Source organism: Paractinoplanes brasiliensis (genome assembly GCF_004362215.1).
GTDB lineage: Bacteria > Actinomycetota > Actinomycetes > Mycobacteriales > Micromonosporaceae > Actinoplanes > Actinoplanes brasiliensis.
In genome coordinates this window covers 1,612,816-1,629,871 of record NZ_SNWR01000002.1, presented here as the reverse complement: position 1 = coordinate 1,629,871, position 17,056 = coordinate 1,612,816, and the positions used below count along the sequence as shown (strand labels likewise).

Below are 17,056 nucleotides of genomic sequence, written 5' to 3'. Positions count from 1 at the left end.
CCGAACCGGCCCGGGTCACTCGTTGCGGGCCACCTCCGGACCGGTGATCTGACGCAACAGGGGCAACGTCAGGCTGATCACGCCCAGCGGCGCGGCGAGCCCCGTCAGCACGACGGCGTAGAACCCGAATCCCGGCAGCCGTAGCGACGTGTCCAGCTGGGCCCGCAGGAACAGGTGTGCCGCCAGCAGCCCCGCGCCCAAGGCGACAGCCGAGGCGGCCAGCAACGGGGTTACGCTCTCCAGGGCCACGACCCGGCGCAAAGTGGACAGCGGCACCCCCGTCAGGCGCAGCATGCTGAACGGGCGCTTGCGTTCGCTCAGCCCGCCCGCCACGCTGACGGCCAGGCTGCATCCGGCGATGGCCAGGCCGGCCAGCACCACCACGTCGGCCAGTCGTGTCCAGCCGTCGAAGACGCGGTCGTTCTCGGTGCGGCCTTCACCCTCGGTGTACGGCGGCCTCGCGGCCGGCAGGGCTTTTTCGATCACTGTACGGGCCCTGGCCCGCGCGTCCGACGTGCCGTCGGTGAGCGTGACGAACGCGTCCGCCGGCAACGAGCGCAGGGCCGCGGCGGGGATGTCGGCGGTGGGCCACGTGCCGGCCCAGCCGTCCGGGCCCTGCAGGTCGTGCCACGTCCAGGCCACCTCGGCCCCCGGCGCGCAGCGCCCGTTCGAGAGCATGGCGAGGTCCGCGCAGGTGGCCAGCGAGGACGGGAAACCCCAGCTGCCGATCTCGTCGCGGGGGATGGGCATCGACTCCGGCGGCTTGCGGGTCACGGCGATTTCCCGTACGCCGGAAGTGCCCTGCAGTGCCGCCGGAACCGGGTCGGTGGAATCACCGCGGATCATGGTGATGAGCCTCGACCGGTCGGCGGCCGACGCGCCGGGACCCCGGCCGGCCGAGATCGTGCCCATGATGCCGATCGCGACCGTCGTCACGAACAACGCGATGACCAGGCCGCTGACCGCGCGGAACCCGGCCTTCGGGTTGGCGGCCAAGCGGCGGGCGGCGATCAGCGACGCGGTGCCACCGGCCCTGCGGGCGACCAGACGCGCGGCGGTCATCGTGAGCCACGGGCCGGCGATCAGCAGCCCGGTCATCGTCAGAAAAATCCCCGACAGGTACGCGGTGACCTGCTCGTTCGTGGTCGGTGGGCGCCGCCCGATGAAGTAGGCCAGCTCGCCGAGTCCGAGGAGGAGCGGGACTGTCCGCCACGCGCGGGGCGGGCGCGGCCGTGCCTGACGGGTCACGCCCAGCGGCGAGATCCGCACCCGCCGCAGGGACACCAGCGCGGCCACGACGGCCAGCGCGGGCACACCCAGCACCACCCCGAGCGCGATCGGCGCGGTCAGGGCCAGGTCGGAGGGGAACATCGGCGCGCCGGTGAACGGGACACCAGCCACCGTGCCCCGTGCGGCGAAGAAGACCGCGAACCCGCCGGCTGTGCCCGCGATCGCCGACACGGCGGCCTCGACCGCGGCGAGCAGGGCGATCTGCCGCGGCGTGCCACCGGCCAGGCGCATGGCCGCGAACCGTTGTTCCCGCCTGGTCGCCGACAGCCTGGTCGTCGTCGCGATCAGGATGAACAGCGGGAAGATGAGCGCCGCGGACACCACCGCGAGGATCAGCCTGACACCGGCCGTGTTGACGCCGGTGAAGCACCAGTTCCGGCAGCGGTCGGGAGGCGTGTCGGCGATCCTGCCGACCCGTGACGCCTCGGATCGCTGGGACAGCTCGGCGGGGGAGTAACCGGCCACCGCGATCAGCGAGTCGGGCGCGGGCAGCGCGGCGTCGCCGATGGTGCCGGCCATCCGGGCGGGGTAGCGGTCGCCGAGCTGGTCGGTGGGCGTGACGGCCAGCCGCTCGGCGAGCGCCGGCGAGGCGAAGAACTCACCCGGGGCCGGCAACCTGTCCAGGCCCGGCGGGATCGGGGACCGCGGGCCGGAGGCGGCCAGGTCGATCCGGGCCGCGACCTCGTCGCCGACGATGTCCGTGCGCAGGTGCCACCACAACGGGTCCGGGCCCTGCTCGGCGCCGGGCTCGTTGGCCGAGTTCAGCCACGCGTACCGGTCGGCCTGCGCGGTGACGCCGCCGAGCCCGGTCAGCGCGGTCAGCAGCATGCCGACCCCGAGCGCCAGCGCCACGGCGACCACCGCGAGCCGTACCAGCGCCTCACGGCCTCCCGCCACCGTGAGACGCAGCCCGAAGCGGATCATGCGATCGGCTCCGGGGCGAGGGCCAGGACTTTGCCGTCACGCACGACAACTTCCCGATCCGCGTACGCCGCCACGCGCGGCTCATGGGTGACGAGCACGACGGTCGTGCCCTCGTCGCGTGCCGAGCTCACCAGCAGATCCATCACCTGTTCGCCGGTGAGAGAGTCGAGCGCGCCGGTCGGCTCGTCGGCGAACAGCACACGGGGCCGGGCGACCAGACCACGGGCCAGGGCGACCCGCTGGGCCTGACCGCCGGACAACTCACCCGACGTCCTCAGCCGCAGGCCGTCCAGGCCGAGCCTGTCCAGCCAGGTCCGTGCCTCAGCGAGCGCCTTCGTACGGCGTACGCCCGCAAGCAACAGGGGGAGGGCGACGTTCTCCTCGGCGTTCAGCTCGGGAACCAGCTGTCCGAACTGGAACACGAACCCGAACGTGTCACGGCGCAGACTGCTGCGTTCGTGCTCGCCCATCCGGTCGACGCGCCGGCCGGCGAACACGACCTCGCCCCGCTCCGGCACGAGGATGCCGGCCAAACAGTGCAGCAGCGTGGACTTGCCGGAGCCGCTGGGGCCCATCACGGCCAGGATCTCGCCCTCCCGTACGGAGATCTCGGCCCCGCGCAGGGCGGGCGTGGCGCCGAACGAGAGGTGCACGTCGTGGGCCTGCAACAGAGTCATCGGTTTCTGACCTCTCGGGCGAGCGCGTCGAGCCGGGCCGCGGTGAGGTCGATCCAGCGCAGGTCGGCCTCGATGTGGAACAGGGCGTGGTCGGCCAGCAACGAGTCGACCAGGCTGCCGGAGCGCTTGACCTGGGTCAGCTCGCGCATGCGCTGCATGTGGGCGGCGCGCTGGGTGTCCAGGTACTGCTCGGCCGGGCGGTCGAGCAGCAGCGCCAGCGTGACCTTGGCGAACAGCACCGTCTGCAGGTGCGGCTCGGGCGCGACCGGCTCGGTCAGCCAGGCCCCGACCTCGGTGGCGCCGCGATCGGTGATCACGTAACGCTTGCGGTCGGGGCCGGCGCCCGCCTCGGGGTCGCTGATGACGACCTTGCCGTCGCGCGCGAGCCGGCTCAGCGTCGAGTACACCTGGCCGAACGAGAGGGGTTTGTCGCGGCCGAAGAACGCGTCGTAGTCACGTTTGAGGTCGTAGCCGTGGCGCGGTTCGCGTTCGAGAAGCCCGAGAAGGGTGAGCGGAACTGTCATGCGCATCACTATACGCCGAGAGTATACGCTCGGAGTAGACCCGTCCTGCATCTTCATCGTCAGCACCAGCGGGTCGCTCCCGCCCCGGTCCCCCGGGCGTAGCGGATGGCTTCGCTGCCCGCCCAGGCCAGTCCGGACAGGCTCTCGATCACCGCTCCCACCGACCTCGAACGAGCGCGTTGCGTGGCGTGGTCAGGGAGCGGGCGGGCTGACGGGCATGTGGCGGTCGAACCAGGCCAGCATGCGGCTCGGGTCCTTGGCGAACTGGAGGTAGCCGTCCCAGCGGCGCGTCGAGCCCTCGATCCAGAACAGGTCCTTGTCGGCGAGCGGGATGTTGTCGTACATCGCCTGCACGTCGCTCGGGCGGGTCAGGATGTCGTCGCGGACCTGGTAGAGCAGGGTGGGGACGGTGACCGACTTCGCCGTGTCGACGGGGTTGTCGTCGTCCAGGCGCAGGCTGGTGCGGCGGCGGAGCAGTTCGCCCAGGTCCTCGATGTGCTCGGCGGCGTCGGCGCCCAGCAGTTCCAGGGTGCGTTCGAGGGTGACCCGCACCGACAGCGGCTGGGGTGCGACCATGCAGCGCACGCCGTCGAACGCCGTGGGCTGCTGAGCCATCGCGGTGAAGGTGGCGTTGGCGCCCATGCAGCGGCTGAACAGGCCGATCGCGGCGCCGCTCAGGTCGGGCCGGGAGCGCGAGTACGCGAGCGAACCCAGCACGTCGCGGGCGTTGTAGCGGGCCGAGATCACGCCACCGTTGGCGGCGCCGCTGTGGCCGAAATTGCGCATGTCGTACGCGAGCACGTGGTAGCCGGCATCATGCAGGATCTTGTAGTCGGGGATGAAGTCGACCTCGACGTCGTTGCCGGTGGAGGCCCAGCGGGACCGCCACGGCTCCAGGTGTGAGGGCAGGCCGGCCCGGGTGAAGCCGAGTGGATGGTTCGCGATCACGACGCGCCGTGCGCCGGGCGACGGGATGAACCAGCCTTCGAGCGGCACGCCGTCGGTCGCCGGGAACGTGACGTTCTCGTAGTCGAGGCCGGCCTCGTCGGGGGTGTGCAGGATCGGGGAGCGTTCGTGCAGGGCGCCGAAACCGTCGGCCATCTGTTGCACCAGGTTGTTCATGCCGTCCACGCTGCCGGGGACGAGCGGGTTCACCGAGGCAAGGTTCTTCATAGGAGTCGCACTCCTACGTTGCTCGCGGCGCGCGTTCCTACCATGGGTGTCATGACCAGCAGCAACGCACTCGGTGACTTCCTGCGGGCCCGGCGGGCGGCGACGCGGCCGGAGCACGTGGGCATGCCGGCGGGCGGGCGGCGGCGGGTGCCGGGGTTGCGCCGTGACGAGGTGGCCGTGCTCGCGGGCATGAGCACGGATTACTACGTACGCCTGGAGCAGGGGCGCGAGCGTAACCCGTCGGACGAGGTGCTGGGCGCGCTGGGCCGGGTGTTCGGCCTCGACGGCGACGGGCTGGCCCATCTGCGGCGGATGGCCGGCCCGCGCGAACAACCGAGCGACACCGCGCAGGTCTCGGCGGGAATGCGCAGGCTGCTCGAGTTGTGGCGGGACACCCCAGCCCTCGTGCAGAACCGGTACGGCGACGTGCTCGCGTACAACCGCCTGGCCGGCGCGATCCACCCGGGGCTGGCGCGTGACCGCAACCTGCTGCGCCTGTTCTTCCTCGACGCCGAGGAACGCGCGCTGTTCCCCGAGTGGGAACAATCGGCCCGTACGGCGGTGGCCTGGTTGCGCGCCGACGCCGACCCCGACAGCGCGCGGCTGGCCTCGCTCGTCGGCGAGCTGACCCTCAAGAGCCCCGACTTCGCCCGCTTGTGGGCGCGTCACGACGTACGGGCCAAATCAACCGGGCGCAAACTGTTCCGGCACCCGGTTGTGGGCGAGTTCGCAGTCGACTACGAGACGTTCCGCCTCGAGGACGGCAGCGGCCAGACCTTGACCGTCTATCACGCCGAGCCTGGCAGCCCGGACGCCGACGCGTTGGCCCTGCTGGCCAGCCACACCGTCACCGGAACCGTCGAGCGGCAGCCGGACCCGCATCGTTGACGGCCCGCTACGACCGCTGTTGCGGGAGCCGGCGCTGGACTCGGCGTCAGGTCAGGTGCACTCCCAACCCGGTCATGCCTGGCGCCACATCCGGCCGCAGCACCAATTTCTCGTCGTAGTCGCCGCTGTTCTGCGTCCGGTACGGAATTGGTTCGGCTCCGGGAATCGCGAGTAGACGCTCGCGCAGTTCCTTGAAGGCGGTCTCGCCTTCCTCGGGCGTGAACCGGTCCGCGCCGCAGATCAACACGGGGGGAAGGACCTCCGCACCCGCGTAGAACAGCATGCCGTGCTGCAGCGGGAACAGCAGTTCGTCGACGCTGCCGTGGATACCACGTTCGCCGTACAACCACGCCGGCCCGCCCATCGTCACCACGGCCAATGCGCGCTTTCCCGCAAGAAATCCGTCTCCGTAGCCGATCCACTCACCGTGTGGGCCGCGTTTGCCGTACGCATAGCCCAAATGCCAGACCCGGTCGAACCAGCCCTTGAGGATGGCAGGCATCCCGAACCACCACATCGGGAACTGCACGACGATGGTGTCCGCCCGGTTGATCTTCTGCTGCTCGGCCCGGATGTCCGCAGCCAGCACATCGCTTTCGTGAGCCTTTTTCGCGGCCTGCGCGACCTGAAATCGCTTCGCCGGGTCGTGGGCGTAGCTCGCGGCGTCGACCACGGGGTTCCAGTCCATCGTGTACAGGTCCGACACCTCGACCTCGTGGCCTGCGGCGCGGAGTGCGCGCTGACCCTCCGCCGCGAGGAAACCGTTCAGTGAGCGAGGTTCGGGGTGGGCCAGGATCCAAAGAACGTTCATGCGATTGATCATGGAAGACCGTGAGCGCCGTGACGACTGGCCCGATGGCCAACATGTGCGAAGATCGGGCCATGGCTGTTTTCGCTGGTGATGGCCGCCACCGGGTGGCCGTCCTGGCCCGCGACGGGGTGCTGCCCTTCGAGCTCAGCATCGTCCATCGACTGTTCGGCCAGGCCCGCACGGCTGCCGGCGCCGCGCTCTACGAGGTCGTGACCTGTGCTCCCGTACCCGGCGACATTCGCACCGACGCCGATTTCACGCTGTCCGTCACTCACGGCCCCGAGGCCCTGGCCGAAGCCGACACCGTCGTCGTCCCCGGATCGGACGTCGACCGCGAACCCGGCACCGATTATCTCGGGCCGTCGCTCACCGCCGCGCTGACGCGGATCCGCCCCGGGACCCGAATCGCCTCGATCTGCACCGGATCGTTCGTACTGGCCGCGGCGGGGCTGCTCGCCGGCAGGCGTGCGACCACGCATTGGCGCTCGTCCGCGCGGGCCCGGGAGCGTTTCGCGGACGTGACATTCGACCTTGACGTCCTCTACACCGATGACGACGGTGTTCTCACCTCGGCCGGCGCCGCGGCAGGCATCGACCTCTGCCTGCACATGATTCGCACCGACCACGGCGCCGCGGTGGCGAATGAAGTTGCCCGCGGCACTGTTGTCCCGCCGCACCGCGAGGGCGGGCAGGCGCAGTATCTCAATCGGCCGATTCCCACGCCTGGCATATCCTCGACCGGCCGGGCCCGCGAATGGGCGCTCGCGAATCTGCACCGACCCGTCACATTGCGAGAACTGGCGGCTCGGGAATCAACAAGCACGCGGACCTTCACCCGGCGCTTCCGCGACGAAATCGGCACGTCACCCGGTCGTTGGCTCATCCAGCAACGCGTCGAACGCGCCCGCGGTCTCCTCGAGCGTACCGACCTTTCCATCGAGGAGATCGCCGTCACCGCCGGGTTCGGAACCGCTGGGTCGATGCGGCTGCACCTCCAAGCCGAGCTCGGCGTCTCACCCAGCGCATACCGCACCACATTCCGCGGACGCGACCGGCCAGCTCGCTGAACACGGACCGAGTGCTAAGCACCGTTCACGTATTCGGGTACGAGGTCATGACAGCAGCCGATTGTCCCATCGCAGTCCCGAGGGTGACCTCAAGCCGATCGGCTACGGGATGGGCCTTGTCAGGCCGTGGCGTAGGCGGGGCGGGTCCCGAGGGTGATGACCTGGTCGGCCCGGGCCAGCGCTGACTCTCGATGCGCCGTCGCGAGCACGGTGAGCGCCGTCCCGGCCAGCCTCCGCAGGATGCGGGCCTCGACATCGGGAGCGAGGTCGTCGGTGGCCCGGTCGAGGATCAGCAGGGCGGGGAGGCGGAGAAGTGCGCGGGCCAGGCCGATCTGGCGGCGGTCCGGGGCCGGCCCGTCGATCGCCGCCAGCCACAGCGCGCGCCGCACTTCCTCTTCGGTGGGGGCGGCGCCGAGGCAGATGTTGTCGCGGACCGAACCGGCGATCAGGAACGGGTTGGACGTCACGACGGCCACGCTTGACGGGACTTCGTCGCCGGTGAGGAGGCGTACGTCGGTGCCGTTGAATTTCACCACGCCGTCGGTGGGGGCGAGGCCCGTGGCGAGGTCGAGCAGGGTTGTGGCGTCCTCGCCGGTGACCACTGTGAGGGTGCCCGGTTCGAGGGTCACGTGCACGCCGGCGGCGCGTATCTCCACCCGCAACATCTCCGTACGTCCTTTCCCTGCCGACGAGGTCCCGGGGGCGTCGTATCCCCGCCCCGTGTCGACCCACAACACCGATAAAACTAGTAGGCTTTATCGGTTGCTGTCCATCGGCTGCCGAAAGATCCTCATCACTGGCCGGGGACGCCCGGCCGGGCCGTCGCGCGCGGTTCAGTCCTCGCCGGAGAAGCGTTCCCAGGCGGACTGCTTGGTGATGCCCAGTGCCTCGCCGATGGCCGTCCAGGTCGTGCCCCGGCTGCGTAACAGCCGCGCGATGCGTCCCACCGCCCGGTCGACGTGGTGTTTCAGCGACGCCACCCGCACCATGGTGGCCATCAGCTCCTCGTCCGACTGGTCGTCCCACAGGCGGACCCCTTCGAGGCGCTTGCCCGCGAGCACGTCGTTGCAGAGGTGCACACATTCGTCGCAGATGGCCGGGCCGGGGCCGGCGATGAGCTGGGCCACCTCCTCCTGCTTCTTGCCGCAGAACGAGCAACGCATCTCGAGCGCATGAACCGTCATGAGCGCCTCCTCGGTAGCGTCAGGATCACCCTGACGTCGTCAGGCTAACCCTGACGCGTACGGGGAAACAAGACCTTGCGCCTCACGTGACGTCAGGGCCCATAGTCGATCTCGTGGACGAGCACCTGAGCGTGGGGCGGGTGGCCGAGCTTGCCGGCGTCACCGTGCGCACGTTGCATCACTACGACGAGATCGGCCTGCTGCGGCCGTCCGGGCGAACGGCGGCCGGGTATCGGGCGTACGCCACGGCCGACGTGGAACGGCTGCGCGAAGTGCTCGCGTACCGGCGTCTCGGTTTCGGGCTGCGCGAGATCGCCGAGTTGGTCGGCGACCCGTCCATCGACGCCGTCGAGCATCTGCGGCGGCTGCGCGGCCTGCTGGTGCGGCAACGCGACGACGCCGCGGCCATGGCGCGGGCCATCGACCGCGAGCTGGAAGCCCGGGCCAAGGGGATCACGACACCACCGGAGGAGCAGTTGAAGATGTTGTACGACGTCATCGGGCCGGCCTACCCCGCGACGCGGCGGACCGAACCGCGCATCGCCGCGCGTATCCGGGAGGCGCTGGGCGACGCGCGGACGGTGCTCAACGTGGGGGCCGGCACCGGATCGTACGAGCCGCACGACCGCGACGTCACGGCGGTCGAGCCGTCCGTGGTGATGCGGGCCCAACGTCCCCCCGGGCGCGGCGCCGTGCGTGGCCGCCGCCGCGGAGAGCCTGCCGTTCGAGGACCAGAGCTTCGACGCCGCCATGGCGGTCAGCACCGTGCACCACTGGCCGGATCCGATCGCCGGGCTGCGGGAGATGCGCCGGGTGGCCCGCCGGGTCGTGGTGTTCACCTACGATGCCGCCGGCTGGCGCGAGCGGTTCTGGCTGACCCGGGACTACCTGCCCGAGGTCGCCGAACTCGAGGTCGGCTGGCCCGCCCTGGCCGACATGACGCGCGCGATCGGTGGGCGCGCCGAGCCGGTGCTCATCCCGTGGGACTGCGCCGACGGCTTCTTCGAGGCGTACTGGCGTCGGCCCGACGCCTACCTGGACGAGCACGTACGCCGGGCGGTCTCGGTCTGGACCAGGGTGGGCGCCGAGGCCGAGCAGCGGGCCGTGGCCGCCTTGCGCGACGACCTCGCCTCCGGCCGCTGGGCCGAACGTAACCGGGACGTCCTCGCCCTCGACACGGCGGAACTGGGCCTCCGCCTGCTCATCGCCTGATGGGCGCATTCCATGGTCGTTCCGGCGAGTCCGGGAAACCCGCGCGGTGGTTCACGACCTGGTCGAGGTGACGATCGGCGGGGTGTCCGTCCGCGGGGCCGCCGCTGCGACCCTGCTCGCCGTGCAGTTCAGGGGCCGGTGACCGCTGATGCGGAGAATTTCCCGAAATACACATGCGAAATCTCCGCCTGATTATTCCGCCCTGGCCAATTTGCCGCATGGTGTCCGTTCGCGCCGGGTGACCATCGGGAACGGATGGTCCGATATGCGCCGGAATTGCGCGAGGGGCGTCACACGATCCGGTGTCGCATGGACCGATCGGACCATTTCTCTGACCGGCCGTCCGTCCGGGGCGCCGACTCGTTGAATCGCGGCGGCCGATGGTTCGGGAATGGTCGTGACCTTGCTCGGAGAGGATCGGATGTTGAGCGGTCAGCCGCGGCCGTTCGGTCGATCAAGTCCGGTTACCGGTGTGTTTCGATCGTGAGCAGGATTCATTCAGGACTTAAGGAATCTCGTGAACAAGAAGCTGGCCACATGGATCGCCGCCCCCGTACTGCTGATCGGGATGTGGGCTTGCGGCGCGGGTGGCTCGGACGACACCGGTGAAGCTGTCACCGGGGTCGCCGCCGACACGAAGCAGGGCGCCGCGGCCGACGAGTCGGACGACAAGGCCACGCCGGGCGTGTACAAGTTCGGGCAGACCGTCAAGTTCAAGGACGGCAGCACGCTGACCGTTGGCAAGCCGGTCAAGTTCAAGAAGGACAAGTACGCGGCGGGTGGAGAGGGCAAGAAGGTCTTCCTCAAGTTCCAGTCGACCTTTACCAACGGGACCAAGGACGTTTTCGACCCGGCGCTGACCTCGGGCTCGGCCTCGGGCGACGGGGAGGAGGCCGACTCGATCTACCAGGACGGTCTCGACGCCCCCGAGAACAAGATTCTGCCGGGTAAGAAAGTGTCCTGGTGGATGGGCTACGGTTTTACCACCGCCAAGGAGATTCAGCTCGAGGTCAACGTCGGTTTCCTCGATTACGGCACCGTCATCTTCACCAACTGACCTGAATCAGCGAAAAGCCTCGATCGTTTGATCGAGGCTTTTCGCTTTTCCGGGCGACCACCGGGAACGTCCCGCGGGCGCGCTACGCCCTTGAGTTTCACGCTCGAACCCTCCTCCGTACGGGCCGAACTCGCGCGCATCGGAACGGAACTGGCCGGGCTCTACGCGCGCGAGTGATCGGCGTCACTCGGGCGGTGCTCAACTACGAGGTCCGGCAGCCGATTTGCAACGTCCCCAGACCCGAACCGAACCCAGCGGGACAGGACGAATGACTCGTAGCTTCGCCGGCCTCAGAACCGGTCTTCCCCTCGCCATGGCGGCCGCCCTGCTGGGTGGCAGCCTGACCGGCTGCGCGAGCCTCAAGGAGGTCACCAGCAGCAGCAAGCCGCTCCTCCCCGGCGGCTCGGCCAGCAGCACCTCGCCGTCCCCGTCGGCCGCCCCCACGGCCCAGACGGTCAAGGCCCCCGTACGCGCCAGCGGGCCCCTCGACACGGGCACCGTCACGCACAGCCTGAAACAGGGCACGTTCTCGGTCGCCCTGACCTACTGGACCTCCGACAACGCGAAGCTGTACACCGCCGAGTCGCAGAAAACCATCAACGTCGCCGCGCATGTCGAGGACACCGACAGCACCCACCGGGTCCGGCTCACCACGTTCCAGGTGACGCAGGACGACGGCACCGCGCGGGCCGAGGTCGCCACGGACAGCGGCAAGTTCGACGTCACCCCGCCGTACCCCTACAACACGGTCGTGACGCTGCCGGCGGCCACCGCGGGAGCGAAGGCGCTCACGCTGACCATCCGGATGGACCTCCTCGTGGAAACCGCGCCCAAGTCGAACAGCTACTACCGCTCCACGGCCCTCGACACCCTGACTCTGCCGCTGCTCACGAATGGTGACCACCAGTGACCGACACCGTGCCCGGACTTCGCCGGGCCTCCGATCGCCAGATCCTGCTGCCGCGCAGCGCCAAGGCCGGGCAGCTGGCCCTGCCGCCGGCCACGCCGCAGCTGACCGACCTGGAAACCGTCGAGACGGTGTCGGGCGAGATCGCCGCCCGGGCCGCCAACGCACCCCGCCACGCCACGATCAGCTGCATCATCCCCTGCTACAACGAGCAGGAAACGATCGCCGACGTGCTGAAGAGCCTGCTGGCCCAGACCCGGCTGCCCGACGTCATCCACGTCATCATCAACAACACCGACGACGACACACCCGAGATCGCCCGTACGTTCGAGGGTGAGCACACCCGCACGGTCAAGGGCGAGGAGTTCGTCACTCACATCCACGTGCACGACATGGGCGTCAACCCCGACAAGAAGGTGGGCGCGCTCAACTACGGCTACTTCCTGTCCCGCGGCTACGACTTCATCCTGGGCGTCGACGGCGACACCACGCTGGCCCGCGACGCCGTCGAACGCCTCGAACTGGAGATGACCGACGACCCGCGCATCGGCGGCCTCAGCGCGATCTACAGCATCGACAAGAACCGCTACAAGGGCCTGATGGCGCGCTTCCTGATCGCCGGTCAGCGCGCCCAGTTCGCCGCGTTCAACATGGACAACCTGTTGCGCGGCCGCAACATGGCCGTGCTCGGCGGCCAGTGCAGCCTGTTCAACGTGCGCGCGCTCGAAATGGTGATGGTCCGCCACCACCAGCAGGCGCCGTGGGTGCGCGACTCCGAGGTCGAGGACAGCAAGCTTTCCCTGCAGATCAAGGACGCCGGCTACAGCACGAAGATCAGCGCCACCGCCCGCGCGTTCGTCGGCCCGATGACCAACCTGCGAGCCCTGCACGGCCAGCAGGTCAAATGGAACTTCGGCGCGATCGACCTGTTCTGGCCCGGCCAGCGCGGCGACAGCAAGGGCCAGCCCCTGCACCCCAACCTGCGGCTGCGCTGGTTCGAGAACATCTCGATGGCCTTCAACATCGCCTCGCGGCTGGGCTTCCTGCTGTTGCTCGTGGCGGCCCTGTCGATCGACGCCTTCGTCTTCAACCCGATCTGGCTGATCCCGCCGGCCATCGCCATCCTGCTCAACCTGCGCCTGGCCCTGGCCATGAAGGACAAGAGCGCCTCCGACCTGCTGTACGCGGCTTTGGCCATTCCCGCCGAGATGTACATGTGGGTGCGCATGGGCCACTTCGTGTCGGCCTGGGCGCAGTTCCTGGCCAAGACCGACCAGGACAACTGGGCCGCCCAGGCCAACGCCGAAAAGGGCAAAGGCTCCGCCTACGTGATGCCGCTGGTGGTCCTGCTGGCCATCATGGGCGGCGCGGTCTTCGCCTGGACCCAGCAGAGCGTGGGGGTGCAGTCGGCGATCCTGTCGCTGGGCTGGCCGATCCTGTACATCGCGACGATCGCCCAGACCGTGTTCATGCTGCGCAAACTGGTCCGCCGGCACCGCGGGTTCGCCGTCTGATACGCCCTTGTTCCACACAGCCCGGCCGGTCCTTGGGGATCGGCCGGGCTTTTCCGTGCGCCGAGCACGGTCGGTTTTCTGACGGCACCGGCGGGTGTGCCGCGGGCGAGGCCGGCGACGCGATCGTGGCGTTGGGCGGTTCGAGTCTGCGCGGCGGGCCGTTGGGTGGCATGCTCACGTCCCGTGATTCATGATCTCGTGAAGGCCCGCCGGTGAAGGCTGTCATTGTGGCGACCGCGGTCGCGTTCATTGTTTCGCTGTTCGGTACGCCGGTGGCGATCCGGGTGTTCACCGCGCTCAAGGCCGGCCAGCCGATCCGGTCCATCGGGCCGGCCACGCACCTGACGAAGACGGGCACGCCCACGATGGGTGGTGTCGCGTTCATCCTGGCCACCGTCGTCGCGTACGTTGCCGGGCATGTGGCGCTGACGACGTTGCCGGAGCGGCAGATCGCGCAGGAGGGGCCGACCATGACGGCTCTGGTGCTGCTCGGGTTGTTCGTGTTCTGCGGCGCTGTCGGGTTCGTCGACGACCTGCTGAAGGTGCGGCGGCGCAACTCCGACGGGCTGAGCGCCAAGGGCAAGCTGCTCGGCCAGGCGCTCGTGGGTGGTGGGTTCGGCGTTGCCGCGCTCTACGTGGCCAGCACGAACGGGCAGACCGTGGCCAGTGAGCACATCTCGCTGATCCGCGACATCAGCTGGCTGGATGTGGGCAAGGTCGGCTCGGTGCTGGTGTTCGTCTTCGTGATCACGGCGATGTCGAACGGCGTGAACCTCACCGATGGCCTCGACGGGCTGGCCACCGGCGCGTCGGTGCTGGTGCTGGGGGCGTACGCGCTGATCGGGTTCTGGCAGTACCGGCACTGGTGCGCCGACGACGGGTACGCCCGGGTCGACGAGTACTGCTATCAGGTCCGCGACCCGTTGGAGATCGCGATGATCGCGGCCGCGGCGGCCGGGGCCTGTCTCGGGTTCCTGTGGTGGAACACGTCCCCGGCGCGGATCTTCATGGGGGACGTGGGCTCGCTCGCGCTCGGCGCGCTGATCGGCGGGCTCGCGGTGGCCACCCGTACGACGTTGCTCTCGATCCTGATCGGCGGGCTCTTCGTGCTGATCACGGTCACCTGGGTCATCCAGATCGTCTCGTACCGGACCACCGGGCGGCGTGTCTTCCGGATGGTGCCGTTGCACCACCACTTCGAGCTGGCCGGCTGGAGCGAGGTCAACATCGTGGTGCGTTTCTGGGTCATCGCCGGTGTCAGCGTGGCCGCGGGCCTGGGCCTGTTCTACTCGGACTTCCTGGCCGCCACCGGTTAGAGGGCCCGGCCGTCCAGGCTTTCGGCGAGGGACGGCCAGAAGCGCTGAGCCCAGTCGAACCAGCTCTGAAACCCGGAGGGTGGGGCCGGCAGGGACGAACCGGTGAGCTCGTCCGGGCCGGGGACCTGGAACTGCTCCCTCCAGGGGTCGAGTTCCGCCTCGGCCATGGGAAGGTCCGCTCCGGCGTTTGGTTCCAGCGGTTCTGGATCCGGGTCCACTGCACGTCGCGTTCCACCGGCAGGTACACGATCTCGCAGGACGCTCCCACCGCGGCGGCCATCCAGCGCAGGGCGGACCGCTCGTCGCGTGACCAGAGTCCGAAGTCGAGGACGACGCTGAGGCCCAGGCGCAGGGCGTCGATCCCCAGCGCGACGAGCCGGCCCTCCAGCAGCCAGCGTTTGCCGCCGGGCTCCTGGTGACGGTCCTCCTGACCGAAAAGGGTGAGCGCCCATTCGTCGGGGGTGAGCCGCAGGGCGCCGTGTCCGGCCGCCAGCTCCCGCGCCCGGTGGGTCTTCCCGGACGCGGGCAGCCCCACCATCAGGTACAGGGTGGGGACTTTCACCGGGCCGGCTCGAGGTGGCCCGAGCGCAGGGGGAGCAACTCGTCGGCCAGGTCGATGATCCGCTGGTCGTGGGTGGCGGCTACCACCAGCGTGCCCGCGGTGACCGCGGTGGTCAGGGCGGTCAGCACCAGCGCCACGTGCTCGTCGTCCTGGTGGGCGGTGGGCTCGTCGAGCAGGGCCACCGCGGGGGTCAGCACCAGGGTGCGGGCGATGGCCGTGCGCTGCTGCTCGCCCAGCGACGTGTCGTGGGCCGGGCGGGCGGCCAGACCGGAAAGGCCCAGTCGGGTCAGCAGATCGGCGGGTGGGGTGCGGCCGCGCAGCCGGGCCGGCAGGTGGGCGTTCTCGGCGACGGTCAGCTCGGGGGCCAGGGCGGGGCGCTGGGGGAGCAGGGCCACCCTGTCCCACTCGTGATGGCCGACGGCCGGTTTGCCGTCGACCAGGACGGTGCCCGAGGTGGGGGACATGACGCCGGCCATCAGGTGCAGCAGGGTGGATTTGCCCGAGCCGGAGCGGCCCGCGAGCACGGCGAGGCGGGCCGGGGGCAGCGACAGCGAGATGTCGCTGAGCACGGTGGTGGCGCCGCGCACATGGGTCACGGATTCCAGGCGTACGAGGTCAGCCGTCGTCACGGTAGGAGGCCTCCTCGGCGGAGCGGCTGGTGGTGAACAGGGCGGCCAGAACCACCGCGCCCGCGCCCACCGTAGCGGTGATCAGCAGGGCGGGACCGGTCAGGGCGAAGTGCAGCGGGGGCAGGCGGGCCGGCTCGTCGTCGAGCAGGCGCGTACCGAAGGGCAGCAGGACGGCCACACCGGCGATCGCAGCGGTCGTGGCGACGGCGGCGAGCAGCACCAGTTCGAGCAGCCGGACCCGCAGGGCTCGAGCCCGGCCGAGCCCGACCCGGATGAGCATGAGGTCACTGGCCCGGCGGGCGGCCGCGGTGCGCTGAGCGTGCACACAGAGGGTGAGCACCGCGAGCAGCGCGAGGTAGGCGGCCACGGCGACCTGATAGCCACGTGCCCGGGCCGCCGCCACATGGACGTCGCGTTGTCGCAGCGAGGCGGCCGTGTTGACGCGTTCGGGCTCGGCGCCGAGCGGGACGGTGACCGCGTCCTGCCCGCCGTCGAAGCCCTGGGCGGCCACCCGGCGGCGCAACTCGGCGACCCCGCGACCGGTCTCGCGCGCCTCGGTCAGGGTCGCGTCCGGGTCCAGGGTCGACTCGGCGGCCCACAGGATCTGGTCGTGAACCTGCACGGCCAGCCGTTCGGTGGTCGGCACGTCGCCGATGATGAGGTGGGCCTTGACCGAGGTCGTCCTCGAGTCGAACGGCAGGTCGCGGTCGCGTAGGGCCCAGAGCAGGCTGCCGGGCAGGTCGGCGGGCCGCCGCCCGTCCGGCCCGACCGCGTACAGGCCGGTGACCGTGGCGGTGGCCCGCTTGTCGGCGACCGCGATCGTCACCGTCTCACCGGCACGGAAACCCAGCGGCTGGGGCAGCCAGACCCCGCCCGGCGGGCCGCTCGCGTCGGTGACCACCAGCTCGGCGGCAGGGTCGGTCACCGCGTACAGCCGGGCCTTGGCCTGGCGCGAACCGGCCGTGACGGTCGACGACCACGGCTTCGACCAGGACAGCTCACGACCGGCCGAGCCGCCGTCGAGCCGCGGCTCCGACAGGTGCGGGATGGTCCGCAGCTCGGTGAGCAGGCGCTGCTGGCCGGCGCTGCGCGGGGAACGGGAACCGGTCACCCGTACGAGGGCGGCGTCGTCCTGCCGGGCCGTGGCGGGCACCGCGTCGCGGGCCGCCTGGAAGGCCGCGTTGCGCGCGGCCTCGGCGAACATGCCCGGCGCCGCGCATGCCGTGCCGGCCACGACGAAGGCCAGCACGACCAGAACCGACCACAGGCCGCCGCGGAACAGCGCCCCGAACGCGGCTCGCACCAGCATGGAGCCATCCTG

16 protein-coding genes and 2 pseudogenes are annotated in these 17,056 nt (G+C 70.1%); 7 read left to right on the top strand and 11 right to left on the bottom strand.

Features of this window, described 5'->3' with window-relative positions; genetic code table 11:
* Positions 1–15 precede the first annotated feature (15 nt).
* From C8E87_RS39400 to C8E87_RS39385, 4 genes are all read right to left on the bottom strand, one after another.
* The gene (locus C8E87_RS39400; RefSeq protein ID WP_133878441.1) at positions 16–2,214 is read right to left on the bottom strand and encodes an ABC transporter permease; all 2,199 of its coding nucleotides are present in this window, start codon (positions 2,212–2,214) and stop codon (positions 16–18) included.
* Complete coding sequence (locus C8E87_RS39395) at positions 2,211–2,891, bottom strand: ABC transporter ATP-binding protein (protein WP_133878440.1); 681 nt, start codon at positions 2,889–2,891, stop codon at positions 2,211–2,213. Before C8E87_RS39395 ends, C8E87_RS39400 begins: the two co-directional genes overlap by 4 nt.
* Positions 2,888–3,415: a PadR family transcriptional regulator gene (locus tag C8E87_RS39390; protein WP_133878439.1), complete on the bottom strand. Its 528-nt coding sequence runs from the start codon at positions 3,413–3,415 to the stop codon at positions 2,888–2,890. Before C8E87_RS39390 ends, C8E87_RS39395 begins: the two co-directional genes overlap by 4 nt.
* Positions 3,416–3,607: 192 nt before the next feature.
* Positions 3,608–4,588 carry an alpha/beta hydrolase family protein gene (locus C8E87_RS39385; RefSeq protein WP_166661431.1) on the bottom strand — a complete coding sequence of 327 codons (981 nt, stop codon included), beginning with the start codon at positions 4,586–4,588 and terminating at the stop codon, positions 3,608–3,610.
* Between the two features lie 51 nt (positions 4,589–4,639).
* Between C8E87_RS39385 and C8E87_RS39380 the strand changes: the two genes are divergently transcribed.
* The gene (locus tag C8E87_RS39380) at positions 4,640–5,476 is read left to right on the top strand and encodes a helix-turn-helix transcriptional regulator (RefSeq protein ID WP_133878438.1); all 837 of its coding nucleotides are present in this window, start codon (positions 4,640–4,642) and stop codon (positions 5,474–5,476) included.
* 46 nt (positions 5,477–5,522) lie between these two features.
* Here the strand turns inward: C8E87_RS39380 and C8E87_RS39375 are convergent, their stop codons facing one another.
* Positions 5,523–6,287 (bottom strand): NAD(P)H-dependent oxidoreductase, encoded by a 765-nt coding sequence (locus tag C8E87_RS39375; protein ID WP_133878437.1) that lies wholly within the window; start codon positions 6,285–6,287, stop codon positions 5,523–5,525.
* Between the two features lie 20 nt (positions 6,288–6,307).
* Between C8E87_RS39375 and C8E87_RS39370 the strand changes: the two genes are divergently transcribed.
* Complete coding sequence (locus tag C8E87_RS39370; protein ID WP_307870634.1) at positions 6,308–7,354, top strand: GlxA family transcriptional regulator; 1,047 nt, start codon at positions 6,308–6,310, stop codon at positions 7,352–7,354.
* Positions 7,355–7,473: 119 nt separating this feature from the next.
* Here C8E87_RS39370 and C8E87_RS39365 read toward each other — a convergent pair whose 3' ends face one another.
* A complete protein-coding gene (locus tag C8E87_RS39365) occupies positions 7,474–8,010 on the bottom strand; it encodes an ATP-binding cassette domain-containing protein (RefSeq protein ID WP_133878436.1) in 537 nt (178 codons plus the stop codon).
* A 177-nt stretch (positions 8,011–8,187) separates the two neighbouring features.
* Positions 8,188–8,538, bottom strand: coding sequence for a ClpX C4-type zinc finger protein (locus C8E87_RS47050; RefSeq protein ID WP_133878435.1), 351 nt, complete (start codon positions 8,536–8,538; stop codon positions 8,188–8,190).
* Between the two features lie 113 nt (positions 8,539–8,651).
* Here C8E87_RS47050 and C8E87_RS39355 point away from each other — a divergent pair.
* From C8E87_RS39355 to mraY, 5 genes and pseudogenes are all read left to right on the top strand, one after another.
* Positions 8,652–9,750, top strand: a pseudogene (locus tag C8E87_RS39355) (MerR family transcriptional regulator).
* A 517-nt stretch (positions 9,751–10,267) separates the two neighbouring features.
* Positions 10,268–10,807: a hypothetical protein gene (locus C8E87_RS39350; protein ID WP_133878434.1), complete on the top strand. Its 540-nt coding sequence runs from the start codon at positions 10,268–10,270 to the stop codon at positions 10,805–10,807.
* Between the two features lie 268 nt (positions 10,808–11,075).
* Positions 11,076–11,717: a hypothetical protein gene (locus C8E87_RS39345; RefSeq protein WP_239080061.1), complete on the top strand. Its 642-nt coding sequence runs from the start codon at positions 11,076–11,078 to the stop codon at positions 11,715–11,717.
* Positions 11,714–13,228, top strand: a complete 1,515-nt coding sequence (locus C8E87_RS39340; RefSeq protein ID WP_133878433.1) for a glycosyltransferase family 2 protein — start codon at positions 11,714–11,716, stop codon at positions 13,226–13,228. The genes C8E87_RS39345 and C8E87_RS39340 overlap by 4 nt, the downstream gene beginning before the upstream one ends.
* Positions 13,229–13,440: 212 nt before the next feature.
* A complete protein-coding gene (gene mraY, locus C8E87_RS39335; RefSeq protein ID WP_133878432.1) occupies positions 13,441–14,544 on the top strand; it encodes a phospho-N-acetylmuramoyl-pentapeptide-transferase in 1,104 nt (367 codons plus the stop codon).
* On the opposite strand, the gene C8E87_RS46120 is transcribed toward mraY, so the two are convergent.
* From C8E87_RS46120 to C8E87_RS39320, 4 genes and pseudogenes are all read right to left on the bottom strand, one after another.
* Positions 14,541–14,711, bottom strand: a complete 171-nt coding sequence (locus C8E87_RS46120) for a hypothetical protein (RefSeq protein ID WP_243755198.1) — start codon at positions 14,709–14,711, stop codon at positions 14,541–14,543. The two genes, mraY and C8E87_RS46120, sit on opposite strands and share 4 nt — an antisense overlap.
* Positions 14,712–14,788: 77 nt before the next feature.
* Positions 14,789–15,082 (bottom strand): annotated as a pseudogene (locus C8E87_RS46890) (P-loop nucleotide/nucleoside kinase family protein); the annotation flags it as partial.
* Between the two features lie 20 nt (positions 15,083–15,102).
* Positions 15,103–15,735: an ATP-binding cassette domain-containing protein gene (locus C8E87_RS39325; RefSeq protein ID WP_133878431.1), complete on the bottom strand. Its 633-nt coding sequence runs from the start codon at positions 15,733–15,735 to the stop codon at positions 15,103–15,105.
* A complete protein-coding gene (locus tag C8E87_RS39320) occupies positions 15,722–17,044 on the bottom strand; it encodes a hypothetical protein (protein WP_133878430.1) in 1,323 nt (440 codons plus the stop codon). Before C8E87_RS39320 ends, C8E87_RS39325 begins: the two co-directional genes overlap by 14 nt.
* Positions 17,045–17,056 lie beyond the last annotated feature (12 nt).

Bases quoted from the DNA above. Each gene is read 5' to 3' on its own strand.
- C8E87_RS39400 (WP_133878441.1), bottom strand. From the start codon at position 2,214: ATGATCCGCTTCGGGCTGCGTCTCACGGTGGCGGGAGGCCGTGAGGCG.
- C8E87_RS39395 (WP_133878440.1), bottom strand. From the start codon at position 2,891: ATGACTCTGTTGCAGGCCCACGACGTGCACCTCTCGTTCGGCGCCACG.
- C8E87_RS39390 (WP_133878439.1), bottom strand. From the start codon at position 3,415: ATGACAGTTCCGCTCACCCTTCTCGGGCTTCTCGAACGCGAACCGCGC.
- C8E87_RS39385 (WP_166661431.1), bottom strand. From the start codon at position 4,588: ATGAAGAACCTTGCCTCGGTGAACCCGCTCGTCCCCGGCAGCGTGGAC.
- C8E87_RS39380 (WP_133878438.1), top strand. From the start codon at position 4,640: ATGACCAGCAGCAACGCACTCGGTGACTTCCTGCGGGCCCGGCGGGCG.
- C8E87_RS39375 (WP_133878437.1), bottom strand. From the start codon at position 6,287: ATGAACGTTCTTTGGATCCTGGCCCACCCCGAACCTCGCTCACTGAAC.
- C8E87_RS47050 (WP_133878435.1), bottom strand. From the start codon at position 8,538: ATGACGGTTCATGCGCTCGAGATGCGTTGCTCGTTCTGCGGCAAGAAG.
- C8E87_RS39345 (WP_239080061.1), top strand. From the start codon at position 11,076: ATGACTCGTAGCTTCGCCGGCCTCAGAACCGGTCTTCCCCTCGCCATG.
- C8E87_RS46120 (WP_243755198.1), bottom strand. From the start codon at position 14,711: ATGGCCGAGGCGGAACTCGACCCCTGGAGGGAGCAGTTCCAGGTCCCC.
- C8E87_RS39320 (WP_133878430.1), bottom strand. From the start codon at position 17,044: ATGCTGGTGCGAGCCGCGTTCGGGGCGCTGTTCCGCGGCGGCCTGTGG.